Here is a 16,555-nt window from a genome sequence, read left to right as displayed (position 1 = left end):
TTACTCCTCGTCGTCTTCACCCATGAAGCCCAGGCTGCCGCTATTGATCAGCTGCGTGAGCAGCGCTGCCGCACCGTCCAGTTCCAGCACCTCGTCGTACATGGGCTCCGGGTCGGCGACCCGCTTGGCCAGCGCTTCCGAGCAGGCGTGTCCGTCGCCATCCACGAACAGTGTGGTGCCGGAGGCATCGCTGCGCCAGGCAAAGCGCGAGCCCGGCATATGGAACAGCGGCTCGCCCTGTTGTAGCTGAGCAACAAGCGCGGCTTCGTCCAGCGGCTCGTCCAGCGGCATCAGCTGGTCGACGTACTTGGGCTGAGTCATGACGCGGCCAAACCACTGGGCTATCTGCTCGGGTTTGTCCAGCGTCGAGAGGATGAACTGACGCATACGCTCGATGGCGGCGTCGTCCAGCTCGCTCTGATGTTGGGCCGGTGCCATGCCCGCATCGCTGTAACGCTGGGATTCCGACATCTGCTCGCCCACGTAGTCGGCGTAGGAGGTGATGGCTTCGTCGGCCGAGGGAGCGCGAAAACCCACTGAAATGGTCATGCAGTCGTCGGTCTGGCTGACCCCGTGATGCGCCCAGCCCGGCGGCAGGTAGAGCATGTCGCCCGGTGCCAGGGTCCAGTCGGAGTCGGGTTCGATCTCGAAGGTTTCCAGAATACGCAGGTCGATGCCCTGTACGATCGGCGCGTTGTCCGGCTGCTTGCCGCCCAGCTGCCAGCGGCGATGGCCGCGGGCCTGCAGCAGGAACACATCGTACTGGTCGATGTGCGGGCCGACGCTGCCGCCGGGGGGCGCGTAGCTCACCATGATATCGTCCATGCGCCAGCGGGGCAGGAAGTCGAACTCGTCCATCAGCGCAGCAATGGAGGGCACGTAGTGGTCGACGGCTTGCACCAGCAGGCTCCAGTGGCCTTCGGGGAGGCGCTCGAAGGTAGCGTCATCGAAGGGGCCGTGGGATACCTGCCAGGGGCCGTCAGGGCCGTTCTCTTCCACCAGCCGCGCTTCCACGCCCGGCTCGCAGGCCAAGCCTGCCAGCTCATCGGGGTCGATGGGGCTGACGAAGTCCGGGATAGCGCCACGAATCAGCAGGGGCTTCTGCTGCCAGTAGTGGGCCAAGAAGTCGGCGGGTGTTAAATCACCCAGCAGGGTGAGTGGCTTATCGTGATGACTCATGGCGTTATCCTGAAGTGAGTGAGCGGCACGGATCGAAACGGCGTGCGTTTATAGGGCCGCCAGCCGTTGCGGAAGGGCTTCGGCCTGCGCCTTCGCATTACCAATATAGCTGGCTGGCGAAAGAGATTTCAGCTCTTGTTTCACATCGTCGGGCAGTGCCAGGGTGTCGATGAAGGCTGCAAAGCCTGCCTGGTCGATCTGCTTGCCGCGGGTCAGCTCCTTGAGCTTCTCGTAGGGCTTCTCGATGCCGTAACGACGCATGACGGTCTGAATGGGTTCGGCCAGCACTTCCCAGCTGTTGTTCAGGTCTTCGGCGAGTCTGGCCGGGTTGGCTTCCAGCTTGCTGATGCCTTTCAGGCTGGCGTGGTAGCCAATCAAACCGTAGGCCAGGCCGACGCCGAGGTTGCGCAGCACCGTGGAGTCGGTCAGGTCGCGCTGCCAGCGGGAAATCGGCAGCTTCTGGGCCAGATGGCTGAGGATGGCGTTGGCCAGGCCCAGGTTGCCTTCGGAGTTTTCGAAGTCGATGGGGTTGACCTTGTGCGGCATGGTGGAGGAGCCGATTTCGCCCTCGACGGTACGCTGCTTGAAGTAGCCCAACGAAATGTAGCCCCACACGTCACGATCGAAATCGATCAGGATGGTGTTGTAGCGGCACAGGGAGTCGAACAGCTCGGCAATGTAGTCGTGGGGTTCGATCTGTGTGGTGTAGGGGTTGAAGCTCAGTCCCAGCCCTTCCACGAACGTGCGCGCATTGGCTTCCCAGTCGATATCCGGGTAGGTGGTCAGGTGAGCGTTGTAGTTGCCCACGGCGCCGTTGATCTTGCCCAGAATCTCGACGCTTTCGATCTGTTTGAGCTGGCGCTTGAGGCGGTAGGCCACGTTGGCCATTTCCTTGCCCAGCGTGGTGGGGCTCGCCGTCTGACCGTGGGTGCGCGACAGCATGGGCTGGCCAGCGTGGGCGATGGCCAGCTTGCCGATTTCATCGGCCACTTCATGCAGGGTAGGCAGCATGGCTTTCAGGCCATCGGCCAGCATGACCCCGTAGGAGAGGTTGTTGATGTCCTCGGAGGTGCAGGCAAAGTGGATGAATTCGGTGACCGCATGCAGCTCGGCCTGATCGGCAATCTTCTCCTTGAGGAAGTATTCGACCGCCTTGACGTCGTGATTGGTGGTGCGCTCGATCTCCTTGATGCGTTCGGCATCGGCCACTGAAAACTCACGAATCAACTGCTCCAGGAAGGCCGTGGCGGCTGCCGAAAGCGGCGGTACTTCGACGATTTGGCTGTGCTCTGCAAGGCGCTGCAGCCAGCGCACTTCCACGATCACGCGGGCACGGATCAAACCGAATTCGCTGAAGTGTTCACGCAGCGCTGCGGCTTTGGCGCCGTAGCGGCCGTCAACAGGGGAAAGAGCGGTCAAGGCTGAGAGTTGCATGGCTTGGTTTCCAGGTTGGTCGAGAGTCAGTGATCGAGAGTCGGTGGTCGAACATCAGTGGTCGGGGGCGTCAGGCTGGCGAGGCAGCGTGCGTCTACCCCAGCTCATCCAGAGCGCGGCGCAAGGCCTTGCGCTGAAACACCAGTTTCCAGCGTCGGCCACCCTGCTGGTGCCACAGCAGCGCAAAGCGGATACCGGCCATGAGACAGGCGCGTACGCGTTCGGGCATCATGCGGGTCTGCAAAAGCGAGGGGTCACCCTGTACCACGATGCGGGTCTTTAGCGTGGAGAGGGTTTCCTGATAGGTTTCCCCCAGGCTGGCAATCACGTTTTCGTGGGTCGTGCCGAAGTGCTCTGCCTGCCCCTGCACGTGGGAGAGTTTCTGGCCCAGCAGGTCCATCATGGCCGTGTCGTTACGCAACTTGTTCATCAACAGCAGCAGCGAAAAGCCGTAGCGCAGCACCACCGGATTGGCCTGCTTGCGGCCTACCAGAGCTTCCAGCGTTTCGAGCCCCCGGCGCAGGTTGTTGGGGTGTCCGCCGTAAATGGCTTCGAAGCTTTCGGGGTTGGTATCCACCGTGGCATGGATCAGCGTGTCCCAGGCGCGGGTGTCTACCTGCCCGGTACGGGCCAGTTCGTCCACCAGACTGGCGGCCTGAAAGACCCCGGCCAGAGCCAGGGCCTGGCGCGCTGCCGGAGAGTCGGGAGCGCGATGAATGGGGGTGGCGCTCATGCCGCGGCCTCCGTGGTGTTCCAGGTGGCGCGAATTACGCCGCCGCCCAGACAGATGTCGTTGTCGTAGAGCACCAGCGATTGGCCGGGCGTCACGGCCCACTGCGGGTCATCGAAGATGACTTCGACGCTGCCGTCGGCCTGGGCGCGGATCTCGCAGGGGCAGTCACTCTGACGGTAGCGCGTCTTGGCGGTAAACCGGCCTTGCTGGGCAGGTGGCTCGCTTGCTACCCAGTCCATCGCTTCGGTGGCCAGCGCATTGGTATACAGCAGGGCGTGCTGCTTACCTTGCACGGCGATCAGCACGTTGCGCGTCAGGTCCTTGCCTGCCACGTACCAGGGGTCTTCAGGGTAGTTGGCTAGCCCGCCAATTCCGAGGCCCTGGCGCTGGCCGAGGGTGTAGTACATCAACCCCATATGTTGGCCAATTACATCGCCTTCCGGCGTTTCGATGGTGCCTGGCTGAGCGGGCAGGTACTGCTGCAGGAAATCACGAAAGCGACGCTCACCGATGAAGCAGATACCGGTGGAGTCCTTTTTCCTGGCCGTCACCAGGTCGTGTTGTTCGGCCAGGGCGCGCACGGCGGGTTTCTCCAGCTCGCCGACGGGGAACAGCGTACGGGCAATGGCCGCTTCCGGTACGGCGTGCAGGAAATAGCTCTGATCCTTGTTGGCATCCAGCCCCTTGAGCAGCCGTGGTCGACCTGCGCGCTCGCCCTGGCGCACGTAGTGGCCGGTCGCGATCTTGTCGGCGCCGAGCATTTCGGCGTACTCCAGGAACACCTTGAACTTGATTTCTCGGTTACACAGGATATCCGGATTGGGAGTGCGCCCCGCCTTGTATTCGGCCAGGAAATGCTCGAACACGTTGTCCCAATATTCGGCGGCGAAGTTGGCCGTATGCAGTTTGATGCCCAGCTTGGCACAGACCGCTTCTGCGTCGGCCAGGTCTTCCTTGGCAGTGCAGTATTCGGTGCCGTCGTCTTCATCCCAGTTCTTCATGAACAGGCCTTCGACTTCGTACCCTTGCTGAAGCAGCAGCAGAGCCGAGACGGATGAATCGACGCCTCCCGACATGCCCACGATGACCTTGCCAGTGGCGTGAGCGGCGGTGTCGGGGGTGGCCTGGGTAGCGGTGCCATGGGTGGATGTCATGGGCATCCTCAGTTGAAGTGGTATGCAAGTGGGCGGCGATTATACACGATGGGAGCCGGATGCTTCGAGTGCTTCACTCGTGGATCACGTCCAGCGGGTAGTGGCGACCTGCCAGGGCATCGTCGATACGCTGCAGCACCAGCGGGCTGCGCAGCCGACGCTCGCTGGCCAGCGCGGCGATCTCGGCGCGGGTCAACCAGTGGGTGGCCAGGATGTCGTTATCCAGCGGTGTGCCGAGCGAGCGGAGCGGCGTGGCCACGAAGCCGTGGCTGTGAAAGGTATCGCCCTGTTCGGTATGCAGCACGTAGAGGCCCAGGTAGCCGGTGAGTGAAACGTGCCAGGCGGTCTCTTCCCGAACTTCGCGCAGCATCGCGGCCATCGGGCCTTCACCCAGTTCGATATGGCCCGCGGGCTGGTTGAACAGCGTCAGCGGGCCACCCTTGTCCTCTTCGACCATCAGGAAGCGCTCCCCCTCACGAACCACGCAGGCCACCGTGCTGCGAATGATCGGGCGGCTCATCGCGGCTTTCTCCGAGTTGGGCGGGTGCGCGCCGTTTTCGCCGGTGCCTGACGCGGCGCGTGGAGGGTCTCCTTGCGCCACTCGCCGGGCGCCAGCCCCTCCAATCGCCAAGGGCCAATGGCCGCGCGAATCAGGCGCAGGGTAGGGAAGCCTACCTCTGCCGTCATGCGGCGTACCTGGCGGTTGCGGCCTTCGCTGATGGTTAGCTCCAGCCAGCTGGTCACCGGGTGGCGCTTGGGGTCGACGGCGGGGGTTCGCTCTGGCAGGTCGGGGGGCGCTATGCGCCGCGCCTTGGCGGGTAGCGTTGGGCCATCCTTGAGCATCAGCCCGGAGCGCAACCCGTGAAGGGCGTCATCGGTGAGCTGGCCTTCCAGCTGTACCCAGTAGGTCTTGGGCTGCTTGTGGCGAGGATGGGCAATACGGTGAATCAAGGCACCATCATCGCTGAGCAGCAGCAGGCCTTCGGAGTCGTAATCCAGCCGACCTGCGGCGTAGACCCCGGGCACGCTGATCACATCGGCCAGGGTGGCGCGGCCCTCCCGGTCGGTAAATTGGGAAAGCATTCGGTAAGGCTTGTGCAGTAAATATAGCGTGCTCATGGTCTCGAATAGCGGGTCAGTTGATTTGTCGACAATCGCTCATGCGATTACCGTGCAGCGCTGGTATACTCCGGCGCAGCCGTTTGAGATGTACCGGCGTCGTTTTACCACCGAGTGACCATAAGGGGCAGCGCATACAGGATGCTCCACCCGCTTCGCGGCAAGGCTATTCGTTGTATGAGCCGCGTAGCTCAGGGTTTTTTATAATCACAGCGACTGAAAAGAAGAGGTTAACGCAAAATGTCTAAAACGCCGAAGATCATTTATACGCTCACCGATGAAGCTCCTGCGCTCGCTACCTACTCCTTGTTACCGATTATTGATGCCTTCACCGACTCGGCCGGTGTCGAAGTAGAAACCCGTGATATCTCTCTGGCGGCGCGTGTGCTGGCGCAGTTCCCGGACGTGTTGAGCGACGAACAGCGGGTCAGCGATGACCTGGCAGAGCTGGGCCAACTGGCCACCACGCCGGAAGCCAACATCATCAAGCTGCCCAATATCAGTGCGTCTGGCCCGCAGCTGAAAGCGACCATCAAAGAGCTGCAGAGCCAGGGCTACCCGCTGCCCGAGTATCCTGAAGAGCCCAAGAACGACGAAGAAGCCTCCATCAAGGCGCGTTACGACAAGGCCAAGGGCAGCGCCGTCAACCCGGTGCTGCGTGAAGGCAACTCTGACCGCCGTGCGCCGAAGTCGGTCAAGAACTACGCCCGCAAGTACCCGCATCGCATGGGTGCCTGGAGCGCCGACTCCAAATCCCACGTCGCTCACATGAGCGAAGGCGATTTCTACGGCAGCGAACAGTCGGCGGTCATGGAAAAAGCAGGCACGCTGAAGATCGAACTGCAGCAGAAGGATGGCGGCAGCGTCGTGCTGAAAGAGGGGCTGGCGGTAAAAGCAGGCGAAGTCATCGATGCTGCCAGCATGAGCAGCCGTCGTCTGCGCAGCTTCATCGCCAGCCAGATCAGCGATGCCCAGCAAAGCGGTGTGCTGTTCTCGCTGCACCTGAAGGCCACCATGATGAAGGTGTCCGACCCGATCATGTTCGGCATCGTGGTCGAAGAGTTCTACAAGGACGTGCTGGAGAAGCATGCCGAAGCGCTGAAGAGCGCAGGTTTCAACCCGAACAGCGGTATCGGTGACCTGTACAGCGCCATCGAGAAGCTGCCCAGCGACCAGCAGGAGGCCATCAAGGCCGACGTGGATGCGCTCTACCAGCAGCGTCCGGCCATGGCCATGGTCAACTCCCATAAAGGCATCACTAACCTGCACGTGCCCAGCGACGTCATCATCGATGCTTCCATGCCAGCGATGATCCGCGATTCCGGCAAGATGTGGAATGCCAACGACGAGCTGCAGGATGCCAAGGCAGTCATCCCGGACCGCTGCTACGCCACCATCTACCAGGCGGTGATCGAGGACTGCAAGCAGCACGGCGCCTTCGACCCCACCACCATGGGTAGCGTGCCCAACGTGGGTCTGATGGCCCAGAAAGCCGAAGAGTACGGCTCCCACGACAAGACCTTCCAGATGCCTGCTGATGGCACCGTGGTAGTGACCGACGACGCAGGCCAGACGCTGTTCAGCCACAGCGTGGAAGCCGGTGATATCTGGCGCATGTGCCAGACCAAGGACGCGCCGATTCAGGACTGGGTCAAGCTGGCCGTTACCCGTGCCCGCGCCAGCGGTGCTCCGGCACTGTTCTGGCTGGACGCCAACCGCGCTCACGATGCGCAGCTGATCAAGAAGGTCGAGGCCTACCTGAAAGAGCACGACACGGCGGGTCTGGATATCCGTATCCTGGCGCCGGTCGATGCCATGAAGGTTTCCCTGGAGCGTATCCGCAAGGGCGAAGACACCATCTCCGTCACCGGTAACGTGCTGCGCGACTACCTCACCGACCTGTTCCCGATCATGGAGCTGGGTACCAGCGCCAAGATGCTCTCTATCGTGCCGCTGATGAACGGCGGCGGTCTGTTCGAGACCGGCGCGGGCGGCTCTGCACCGAAGCACGTTCAGCAGTTCCTGGAAGAGAACCACCTGCGTTGGGACTCGCTGGGCGAGTTCCTGGCGCTGGCTGCCTCGCTGGAGCACCTGGGCAGCACCTTCGGCAACGCCCGTGCGTCTCTGCTGGCCAAGGCGCTGGACGAGGCCAACGGCAAGTTCCTTGACAGCAACAAGTCGCCATCGCGTAAAGTGGGCGAGCTGGATAACCGTGGCAGCCACTTCTACCTGGCAATGTACTGGGCAGAAGCGCTGGCCGCTCAGGATCAGGACGCCGAACTGAAATCCCTGTTTGGCCGTCTGGCCGAGACGCTGCAAGCCAACGAGAGCGCCATCGTCGATGAGCTGAACAGCGTGCAGGGGCAGCCGGTGGATATCCAGGGATACTTCCACCCCAACGGTGAGCTGGCCAGCCAGGCCATGCGTCCGAGCAAGACTCTCAACGACGCGCTGGCCATGGTGGCCAAGGGCTGATCATGCGCTGAGCCGTCGCGCTTCAACGGCTGATCGATCCCTCGCCCGCCTTGCGGGCGAGGGTTTTTTACTCTCTCCTGTATGATAATTTTTTACCTTTCATGAACCCTTGTTGATGGCAGGCGTCTTATACATGGGTGTACAGTCTGTAGAAGCCTGGACTGTAAAAGCCTTGTCTTTGAATTGATCCAAGGCCCTGACTGTCAGCAGCAAGAAGATGATGCATGTGACTTATGCCTAATACACAACGTCTGGACGTGACAGCGACTCTGCATGCAGGCATGACGCGTCCCGGTATGCCCGAGTATGAAGATGATCTGGCCGTACAGCCCGCCGAGCCTGCGCTGGCCCAGCCGCCTCTGTACAAGGTGGTGCTGCATAATGACGACTACACGCCGATGGAGTTCGTCGTCGAAATACTGCAGGGCTTTTTCAATATGGATAATGAAAAAGCCGTACAAGTGATGTTGGCGGTGCATACCCAGGGGAAGGCAACCTGCGGCATCTTTACCCGCGACATTGCAGAAACGAAGAGTTATCAGGTGAATGAGTATGCCCGTGAGTGCGAGCACCCGCTGATGAGCGACATCGAGGCTGCGGATTGATCATGCTGCACCGCATGCAGCGTTGAAAAAAAGTAGCCTTGGGGCTTGCAACCACGCCATTTGTACCCGATGTTGAAAGTGCCGGTCGATTAAACTGATCCGACGCAAGCCCTAGGTGGCAACATGCCCTAGGTAGTAGCGAAAAGGGGACTGCCATGCTGAGCAAAGAACTTGAACTGACCCTGAACACGGCCTTCACCGTGGCTCGCTCGAAGCGCCACGAATTCATGACCGTCGAACATCTGCTCCTGGCACTGCTGGACAATGCCTCCGCGGTCGATGTGCTGAAGGCGTGCGGGGCAAACCTCGACAAGCTGCGGTCCGATCTGCAGGATTTTATCAACTCGACCACGCCGCTGATCCCGGAAGGGCAGGGCGACCGCGAAACGCAGCCTACGCTAGGCTTCCAGCGTGTGCTGCAGCGTGCCGTATTCCACGTCCAATCCTCGGGCAAGAGCGAAGTGAGCGGCGCCAACGTGCTGGTGGCGATCTTCTCCGAGCAGGAGAGCCAGGCGGTCTATTTCCTCAAGCAGCAGAGCGTTGCTCGGGTGGATGCCGTTAACTACATCGCCCACGGCATTTCCAAAGTGTCGGGTCACGGTCCATCGTCATCACCTTCTTCACAAGAGAGCGATGATGTCGAGGAGGGCAGTGCCGAAGGGGCTGCGCATCCGCTGACCGGCTATGCCACCAACCTCAACGAGCAGGCGCGCCAGGGCAAGATCGATCCGCTGATCGGTCGTGACCACGAGCTCGAGCGCGTCGTGCAGATTCTGGCCCGTCGTCGCAAGAACAACCCGCTGCTGGTGGGTGAGGCGGGCGTGGGCAAGACGGCCATTGCCGAAGGGCTGGCCAAGCGTATCGTCGAAGAAGACGTACCGGACGTGATCGCCGATGCCGTCGTCTACTCCCTCGACATGGGCGCGCTGCTGGCCGGCACCAAATACCGCGGCGACTTCGAAAAACGCTTGAAGAGCCTGCTGGGCGAGCTTCGCAAGCAGCCCAATGCCATTCTGTTCATCGATGAGATTCACACGGTCATTGGTGCAGGGGCAGCGTCCGGTGGCGTCATGGATGCCTCCAACCTGTTGAAGCCGCTGCTCTCGTCGGGCGAACTGCGCTGCATCGGTTCGACCACCTTCCAGGAGTTCCGCGGCATCTTCGAAAAAGACCGTGCCCTGGCGCGTCGCTTCCAGAAGGTCGATGTGCTGGCGCCCTCGGTGGAAGATACCATCAAGATTCTCAAGGGGCTGCGTTCGCGCTTCGAAGAGCATCATGAGCTGAAGTACACCGACGGTGCGCTGGAGAGTGCCGCTCGTCTGGCGGATCGCTACATCAATGATCGTCATCTGCCCGACAAGGCCATTGATGTCATCGACGAGGCCGGTGCGCACCAGCGCATGCTGCCGCCGGAAGTGCGCGCCAAAACCATCGATGTGGAGCAGGTCGAAGCCGTGGTGGCGTCGATTGCCCGCATACCGCCCAAGAGCGTGTCGAGTTCGGATCGCAAGCTGCTCGAGAAGCTGGATCGCGACCTGAAAATGCTGGTCTTCGGCCAGGACGAAGCCATCGATACGCTGTCGGCAGCCATCAAGCTGTCGCGCGCCGGGCTGAAATCTCCTGACAAACCGGTGGGCAGCTTCCTGTTCGCTGGCCCGACCGGCGTGGGCAAGACGGAGGTGGCCAAGCAGCTGGCGCACATCATGGGGATCGAGCTGGTACGCTTCGACATGTCCGAGTACATGGAGCGCCATACGGTGTCGCGTCTGATTGGCGCACCTCCCGGCTACGTGGGGTACGACCAGGGAGGCTTGTTGACCGAGGCCGTCACCAAACAGCCGCACTGCGTGCTGCTGCTCGATGAGATCGAAAAGGCGCACCCTGAAGTCTTCAACCTGCTGCTGCAGGTCATGGATCACGGTCGCCTCACCGACAACAACGGGCGCGAAGCCGATTTCCGCCATGTCATTCTGATCATGACGTCCAACGCAGGGGCCGAGCAGGCGTCACGGCGCTCCATTGGCTTCCAGAGTCAGGATCACTCCACCGATGCCATGGAGGTCATCCGCCGTACTTTCTCACCCGAGTTCCGCAACCGCCTGGACGGCATCATTCAGTTCCATGCTTTGCCGACCTTGGTGGTACGCAACGTCGTCGACAAGTTCCTGATCGAGCTACAGGCGCAGTTGGACGAGAAGCGTGTGCAGCTGGACGTGGACGATATCGCTCGCGACTGGCTGGCAGAGAAAGGCTATGACCCGGACATGGGTGCCCGTCCAATGGCTCGCTTGATTCAGGAGAAGCTCAAGAAGCCGTTGGCCGAGATGATCCTGTTTGGCGAGTTGGCCGAGCAGGGAGGCATCGTACATGTCAGTCTGGAGGAGGGGGAGCTGCATCTCTCCACCGAGACGGAGATGGCGGACGCGCCCTGACGGGCGCGGTTCCTACGACACGCAGCGCCCTGTCTTCGACGGGGCGTTGTCGTTTTTAGCGAGCGGTACAATACGCTAAAGCGCGATGCAGTACGGCACTATACGGCGCTACCGTGGCAGTACGGTAAGTGCGGTACAGCCTGCAGAGAAAGGCAGGGGGGTAAAGCGCAGGCAAGAAACTGCGTTGCCTGCAGGCGGTTAGCGTGAGCGATAAACGATGCGGCCTTTGGAGAGGTCGTAGGGCGTCAGTTCGACCTTGACCTTGTCGCCGGTCAGGATGCGGATGTAGTTTTTACGCATCTTGCCAGAGATGTGGGCAGTGACCACATGGCCGTTTTCCAGCTCAACACGGAACATGGTGTTGGGAAGGGTATCGACAATAACGCCTTCCATTTCAATATGATCTTCGCGTGCCATATTAGGCAGATCCTCACTTTTTTTACGTCGTGGTTGGTCAAATATTCACTTGTCGCGCATCGGCAAAGGTCCGATGCGCTCAGCAACAGCGCTATATTGTGCCGTAAGCCTGGCGTCAAGGCAAAAAAGCTGGCCTGTTTAACGAATTAAAGGCCGCCAATGGCGCCCGTCCAGCACCTCGATGGGTGAAAACGCCTGCTTATAGCGCATCTTGCGGCACTCCTCTATCCAGTAGCCCAGGTAAAGGTGCGGCAACTGTCTGCTTTCGCAAAGCGCGATGAGCTGCAGGATGGCGTAGGTACCCAGCGAACGTTTTTCCAGCGCGTCGTCCACTTTGAAAAACGTGTAAATGGCCGACAGCCCGTGCTCCAGTTGGTCGAAGGCGGCCACGGCCACCAGCTCATCCTCGAGGCGCAGCTCCATCAGATGGGCGTAGGGCTCCTGCAGCGTCAGGAAAGTACGGTACTGGTCACGGCTGGGCGGGTACATATCACCGTCGGCATGGCGTAGCCGAATATAATCGGCGTACAGCGCGTAGTGGCCGGGGTCGAAGTGGGCAGGCATGACGCGCACCGTGATATCCGTATTACGTTGCCAAACCTTGCGCTGGGTGCGGTTGGGCTTGAAGCCGTTGACGGGAATGCGCACCGAACGACATGCATTGCAGCCTTCGCAGTGTGGGCGGTACAAGTGTCGCCCGCTGCGACGAAACCCTAGCAGAGATAGCGAGTCGTATACCCCGGGGACAGGCGACTCTTGCGGGTCGAGAAATAGCGTGGTCGCTTCCTTGTCGGGAAGGTAGCTGCAGGCATGAGGAACGGTCAGGAAGAAGCGCAGATCCCGCACGGGGCGGCGAGGAGCGTTACTACTCACGGCTTGCCTCCTTGAGTGGATAGTGACGCCATCATCTCGCCTCGATGGCATTCGGCAGCGCATCAAGCCAGAGCGAGGCGGGCACGACAGGCGTCTGATCAGGGGTTGAGGGTAAGCAGAATGTTTTTTCCGGTAACCACTGTTCAAGATAGTTGATGAATGTGCGGCGAGCGACAGTTGTTGCGCCCAGGCTGGCCAAGTGGGGGGTGTGCATCTGGCAGTCGATCAGCTGGCCGCCGTGGGACTGCATGGCATATGCCAGATGGGCGAGAGCGATCTTGGAACCATCGGGCACGCGCGAGAACATGGATTCGCCGAAGAACACCGGCCCCATGGCCAGGCCATACAGGCCACCCACCAAATTCCCCGCCTGATGCACTTCGATGCTATGGGCGATGCCCAGAGTATGTAGGGTGTGATACGCGTGGCGCATCTCGGCGGTGATCCAGGTGCCGGGTTCGCCCCGGCGCGGCGCCGCGCAGGCATCCAGCACGGCTAAAAAGTGTTGATCCAGGGTCACACTGAAGCCACCATGGCGCAGGCGTTTAGCTAAGCTGCGACGTAGCTTAAACTGTGCAGGCAATAACACCATGCGTGGGTCCGGGCTCCACCACAAAATGGGGTCGTCATCGCTGTACCAGGGAAAAATACCCTTTCGGTAAGCCTCGACCAGCCACGCTGGGGTAAGCTCTCCACCGGCAGCCAGCAGGCCGTTGGGCGACGCCAATGCCTGCTCGGTCGACGGGAAAAAAGGGGTTGGCGAAGAGAGCCAGGGTAGCATCGCTTGCTCCTGTGACATGTAGCTTGATTAGAAGCGCTGTGACGGCGGAAGGATGCTCGGTATGATGCCAACTCGCAAGTGGATTAAAGACACCAGTGTGGTGTAAAGGGAGAATCGCTTGAAAGTAAATAAGACGGTAGACAAGCGAACGCAGCGTAACGCGCGCCAGTCACCATCTCGTTCATCGACGCGTGTCACGGCGGCAAAGGACAAGGCGCACCGGTTCGGCCTGCGCCTGCAGGGCTCGGCCCGTGAAGGCGTCGTGGTGGTGATGTTGGCCGTCTGCGTCTTCTTGCTGTTATCACTGTTTAGCTATCACCCGGCAGATCCGGGCTGGTCTTACCAGGGGCCTGAGACGCAGGTACGTAACTGGATGGGCCCGGTCGGCGCCTGGCTGGCCGACGTGCTCTATTCACTGTTGGGGGCCAGCGCTCTATGGTGGCCTGCCATGTTTGGCTATTCGGCCTGGTGGTTGATGCGCTCACGCCAGGTGCGTTTCGAGCTGGACCCGGTGGCCATTGCCGTGCGGGCGGGTGGCCTCGTGCTGCTGATGTTTGGCACCACCACGCTGGGTGCACTGCATTTTTATCATCCCAACAGTATTTTGCCTTACGCTTCTGGAGGAATTCTGGGAGAAGGGTTGGTGGGGACGCTGAAGCCGCTGGTGGGCAGCGGTGGGGTGGGCTTGATTGCTGCGGCGTTGATTCTGATTGGTTTTCCGCTGTTCAGCGGTACTTCCTGGCTGCAAGTGGCCGATGAGGTAGGGCGCAGGCTCTGCCGAGTGGGCGGCTGGTTCAGTGCGCGTCGTGCCAAAAGCCGCGAAAAGCGTGCCGAACGTGCAGCCGTTCGCGCGGCGGGAAAAGCGGCGGCCAGCAAGGTGAAAAAGCGCTCCTGGGTCGAGCCCAGCGATACCAGCACCGACCCAGAGCCCGACCCGGACGATGCCTTCTATGCCACGCCCGAACCTCAGGGAAGCAGTACACCCATTTCAGCCCGCCGTGGCGATGACGAAGTAAGCGAGCGCTCACCTGCTCCGCGTCGTGAGCGCCGCGAACCCAGTTTTACGGCAACGGCTCCCGATAGCGATACCTCTATCCCCTGGGAGGCAGCGGCCGTACTGAGCGAGCGCCATGCCGCACCGTCGAGTGCCTCATCGGCTCCGAGCCCCGAGCCAGCTGCACAGGCGCCTGCTGCGCCCGTGCAGGAAGAGAGCGCTCCCGAGGTTGCAGTACCTGCCCGGGCGTTCGTCAAGGAGCCGGTCGAGCCGTCGCGTGAACCAATGATGTCGTTTTCCGCCACGGAGACGCCGTCTGCCGCGTCGCAGCCGACAGCGCCCGACTCAAAGATTGACGAGCCGACAGTCGATGAACCGGTGGTCGATGAGCCTGCTCTCGATGAATCAGTGGCCGATGAACCAGTGTCTGAGGAGGCGCCGCTGAGGGCCTCCCGAGAAGACGATGCCGCGCTGGCCGCGCCCACGTCGCTGAGCGCCCGCGACCCGGCCGATGAGACACGCCAGGAGGTGCCGCTGGCCGTCGTTCCCGAACATCTGGCTGCATCGACACCGGCTGAACCGACCCCGGTGCGCTTGGCGGCAGAGCCACGCCGCGAGCGGGTGCCCGAGGTCGTGCCCGAGCCGGTATGGGACGAGGATGACGAAGAGCTGCCTGTCAGCCCAGCACCGGTGGCGGCAGGGCCACGCCATGAGCCAACCCTGGCGGCAGATACGCCGCCGCAGGCAGAGCCCGATAACGGCCCTACGCTGTGGACCGTCGAGCATTTGCAGAGTCAGCGACCCAGTTTCGAGACCCAGGATGAGCCCGAGGGGGAGGTGCCCAGTCTGCAACTGCTGACCCCACCGGAGCCCCATCAGCCCAACTATACCGACGAGCAGCTGGCGGACATGGCCGAACTGCTGGAAGTCCGGCTGCGTGAATACGGGGTCAAGGCAGAAGTGGTGGACACTTGGCCTGGGCCTGTCATCACGCGTTTCGAAATCAAGCCAGCCGCCGGGGTGAAGGTCTCCAAGATCAGTAACCTGGCCAAGGACCTAGCGCGTTCGCTGATGGTGAAAAGCGTGCGCGTGGTCGAGGTCATTCCGGGCCGTCCTACGGTCGGTATCGAAATACCCAACCCTCATCGGGCCATGATTCGGCTGCGCGAAGTGATCGACTCCGATCGCTACCAGCAGGAGAGCTCACCGCTGACCATGGCCTTGGGCCAGGACATCGGTGGCGGGCCCGTGGTCGCCAACCTGGGCAAGATGCCGCATCTGCTGGTGGCCGGTACCACGGGGTCGGGTAAGTCAGTCGGGGTCAATGCGATGCTGATCTCGATGCTGCTGAAGGCCAAGCCTGACGAGCTGAAGCTGATCATGGTCGACCCCAAGATGCTGGAGCTGTCGGTATACGATGGCATCCCGCATCTGCTGGCCCCCGTGGTGACGGACATGAAAGAGGCCGCCAACAGCCTGCGTTGGTGCGTGGCGGAAATGGAGCGTCGTTACAAGCTGATGGCTGCCATGGGAGTGCGCAACATTGCGGGCTTCAATGGTCGGCTGGAGGAGGCCGCCCGCGCCGGTGCCCAGGTGGCGGACCCCCTGTGGGAGCCGGAGCCCTGGGAGATGCACCAGACACCGCCGATACTGGAAAAACTGCCCTATATCGTAGTGGTCATCGACGAATTCGCCGACATGTTCATGATCGTGGGCAAGAAGGTGGAGGAGCTGATTGCCCGACTGGCCCAGAAAGCCCGGGCGGCCGGTATTCACCTGATTCTGGCCACCCAGCGCCCTTCGGTGGATGTGGTGACGGGCTTGATCAAGGCCAATATTCCCTCACGGATGGCGTTCCAGGTCTCGTCACGGATCGACTCGCGCACCATTCTCGACCAGGGCGGTGCAGAGAGTCTGCTGGGGCATGGCGATATGCTCTACCTGCCGGCCGGGTCGGGCCCGCCCAACCGGGTCCATGGCGCGTTCGTGGATGATGATGAAGTGCACCGGGTCGTCGATGACTGGAAGCGCCGCGGTGAGCCGGAGTACATCGACGAGATTCTCTCGGGCGGTGTTTCAGCCGATGCGCTGACGGGCCTCGAAGCCGAAGGCGTAGAGGGTGACGATGCCGAGCAGGATGCGCTGTACGATGAGGCGGTCCAGTTCGTCACGGAAACGCGCAAGGCGTCCATCTCGGCGGTTCAGCGCCGTTTCAAGATTGGCTACAACCGCGCGGCACGCCTGGTGGAAGCCATGGAAGGGGCAGGCGTGGTCTCCTCCATGGGGGGCAACGGTTCCCGCGAGGTGCTGGCGCCGCCGCCGGTGGGCCATTGAGCCATCGGTATTCGTCAATCATGCA

At 61.5% G+C, this 16,555-nt stretch carries 13 protein-coding genes; 4 read left to right on the top strand and 9 right to left on the bottom strand.

Annotated features, from left to right (window positions below; translation table 11 throughout):
* From KVY02_RS12470 to KVY02_RS12445, 6 genes are all read right to left on the bottom strand, one after another.
* Positions 1-1,179 (bottom strand): cupin domain-containing protein, encoded by a 1,179-nt coding sequence (locus KVY02_RS12470; RefSeq protein ID WP_081195598.1) that lies wholly within the window; start codon positions 1,177-1,179, stop codon positions 1-3.
* A 48-nt stretch (positions 1,180-1,227) separates the two neighbouring features.
* On the bottom strand, positions 1,228-2,613 hold the full coding sequence (purB, locus tag KVY02_RS12465) for an adenylosuccinate lyase (protein WP_218313611.1): 1,386 nt from the start codon (positions 2,611-2,613) through the stop codon (positions 1,228-1,230).
* Positions 2,614-2,707: 94 nt separating this feature from the next.
* Complete coding sequence (gene hflD, locus KVY02_RS12460; RefSeq protein WP_218313610.1) at positions 2,708-3,346, bottom strand: high frequency lysogenization protein HflD; 639 nt, start codon at positions 3,344-3,346, stop codon at positions 2,708-2,710.
* Positions 3,343-4,500 carry a tRNA 2-thiouridine(34) synthase MnmA gene (mnmA, locus tag KVY02_RS12455; protein WP_218313609.1) on the bottom strand — a complete coding sequence of 386 codons (1,158 nt, stop codon included), beginning with the start codon at positions 4,498-4,500 and terminating at the stop codon, positions 3,343-3,345. Before mnmA ends, hflD begins: the two co-directional genes overlap by 4 nt.
* 73 nt (positions 4,501-4,573) lie before the next feature.
* Positions 4,574-5,020, bottom strand: coding sequence for an NUDIX domain-containing protein (locus tag KVY02_RS12450; RefSeq protein WP_218313608.1), 447 nt, complete (start codon positions 5,018-5,020; stop codon positions 4,574-4,576).
* Positions 5,017-5,619 carry a pseudouridine synthase gene (locus tag KVY02_RS12445; RefSeq protein WP_026001784.1) on the bottom strand — a complete coding sequence of 201 codons (603 nt, stop codon included), beginning with the start codon at positions 5,617-5,619 and terminating at the stop codon, positions 5,017-5,019. The genes KVY02_RS12450 and KVY02_RS12445 overlap by 4 nt, the downstream gene beginning before the upstream one ends.
* Positions 5,620-5,859: 240 nt before the next feature.
* Here KVY02_RS12445 and KVY02_RS12440 point away from each other — a divergent pair, with 240 nt between their 5' ends.
* The 3 genes from KVY02_RS12440 to clpA all read left to right on the top strand — a co-directional run bounded on the left by KVY02_RS12440 (position 5,860) and on the right by clpA (position 11,131).
* Complete coding sequence (locus KVY02_RS12440) at positions 5,860-8,094, top strand: NADP-dependent isocitrate dehydrogenase (protein WP_100731189.1); 2,235 nt, start codon at positions 5,860-5,862, stop codon at positions 8,092-8,094.
* A 281-nt stretch (positions 8,095-8,375) separates the two neighbouring features.
* Positions 8,376-8,699: an ATP-dependent Clp protease adapter ClpS gene (clpS, locus tag KVY02_RS12435; protein WP_371317426.1), complete on the top strand. Its 324-nt coding sequence runs from the start codon at positions 8,376-8,378 to the stop codon at positions 8,697-8,699.
* A 155-nt stretch (positions 8,700-8,854) separates the two neighbouring features.
* Positions 8,855-11,131 carry an ATP-dependent Clp protease ATP-binding subunit ClpA gene (gene clpA, locus KVY02_RS12430; RefSeq protein ID WP_218313607.1) on the top strand — a complete coding sequence of 759 codons (2,277 nt, stop codon included), beginning with the start codon at positions 8,855-8,857 and terminating at the stop codon, positions 11,129-11,131.
* Between the two features lie 198 nt (positions 11,132-11,329).
* Here clpA and infA read toward each other — a convergent pair whose 3' ends face one another.
* The 3 genes from infA to aat all read right to left on the bottom strand — a co-directional run bounded on the left by infA (position 11,330) and on the right by aat (position 13,202).
* A complete protein-coding gene (gene infA / locus KVY02_RS12425) occupies positions 11,330-11,548 on the bottom strand; it encodes a translation initiation factor IF-1 (protein ID WP_007111068.1) in 219 nt (72 codons plus the stop codon).
* A 138-nt stretch (positions 11,549-11,686) separates the two neighbouring features.
* The gene (locus KVY02_RS12420; RefSeq protein WP_039176223.1) at positions 11,687-12,421 is read right to left on the bottom strand and encodes an arginyltransferase; all 735 of its coding nucleotides are present in this window, start codon (positions 12,419-12,421) and stop codon (positions 11,687-11,689) included.
* A 31-nt stretch (positions 12,422-12,452) separates the two neighbouring features.
* Positions 12,453-13,202 carry a leucyl/phenylalanyl-tRNA--protein transferase gene (aat, locus tag KVY02_RS12415; RefSeq protein ID WP_081137501.1) on the bottom strand — a complete coding sequence of 250 codons (750 nt, stop codon included), beginning with the start codon at positions 13,200-13,202 and terminating at the stop codon, positions 12,453-12,455.
* Between the two features lie 118 nt (positions 13,203-13,320).
* On the opposite strand from aat, the gene KVY02_RS12410 reads away from it, so the two are divergent.
* Positions 13,321-16,530 (top strand): DNA translocase FtsK, encoded by a 3,210-nt coding sequence (locus tag KVY02_RS12410; RefSeq protein ID WP_218313606.1) that lies wholly within the window; start codon positions 13,321-13,323, stop codon positions 16,528-16,530.
* Positions 16,531-16,555 lie beyond the last annotated feature (25 nt).

The sequence above is a fragment of the Halomonas sp. 18071143 genome (assembly GCF_019211725.1).
GTDB lineage: Bacteria > Pseudomonadota > Gammaproteobacteria > Pseudomonadales > Halomonadaceae > Vreelandella > Vreelandella stevensii.
The sequence above is the reverse complement of the archived record's forward strand: the minus strand, read 5'-3'. Positions and strand labels throughout refer to the sequence as shown.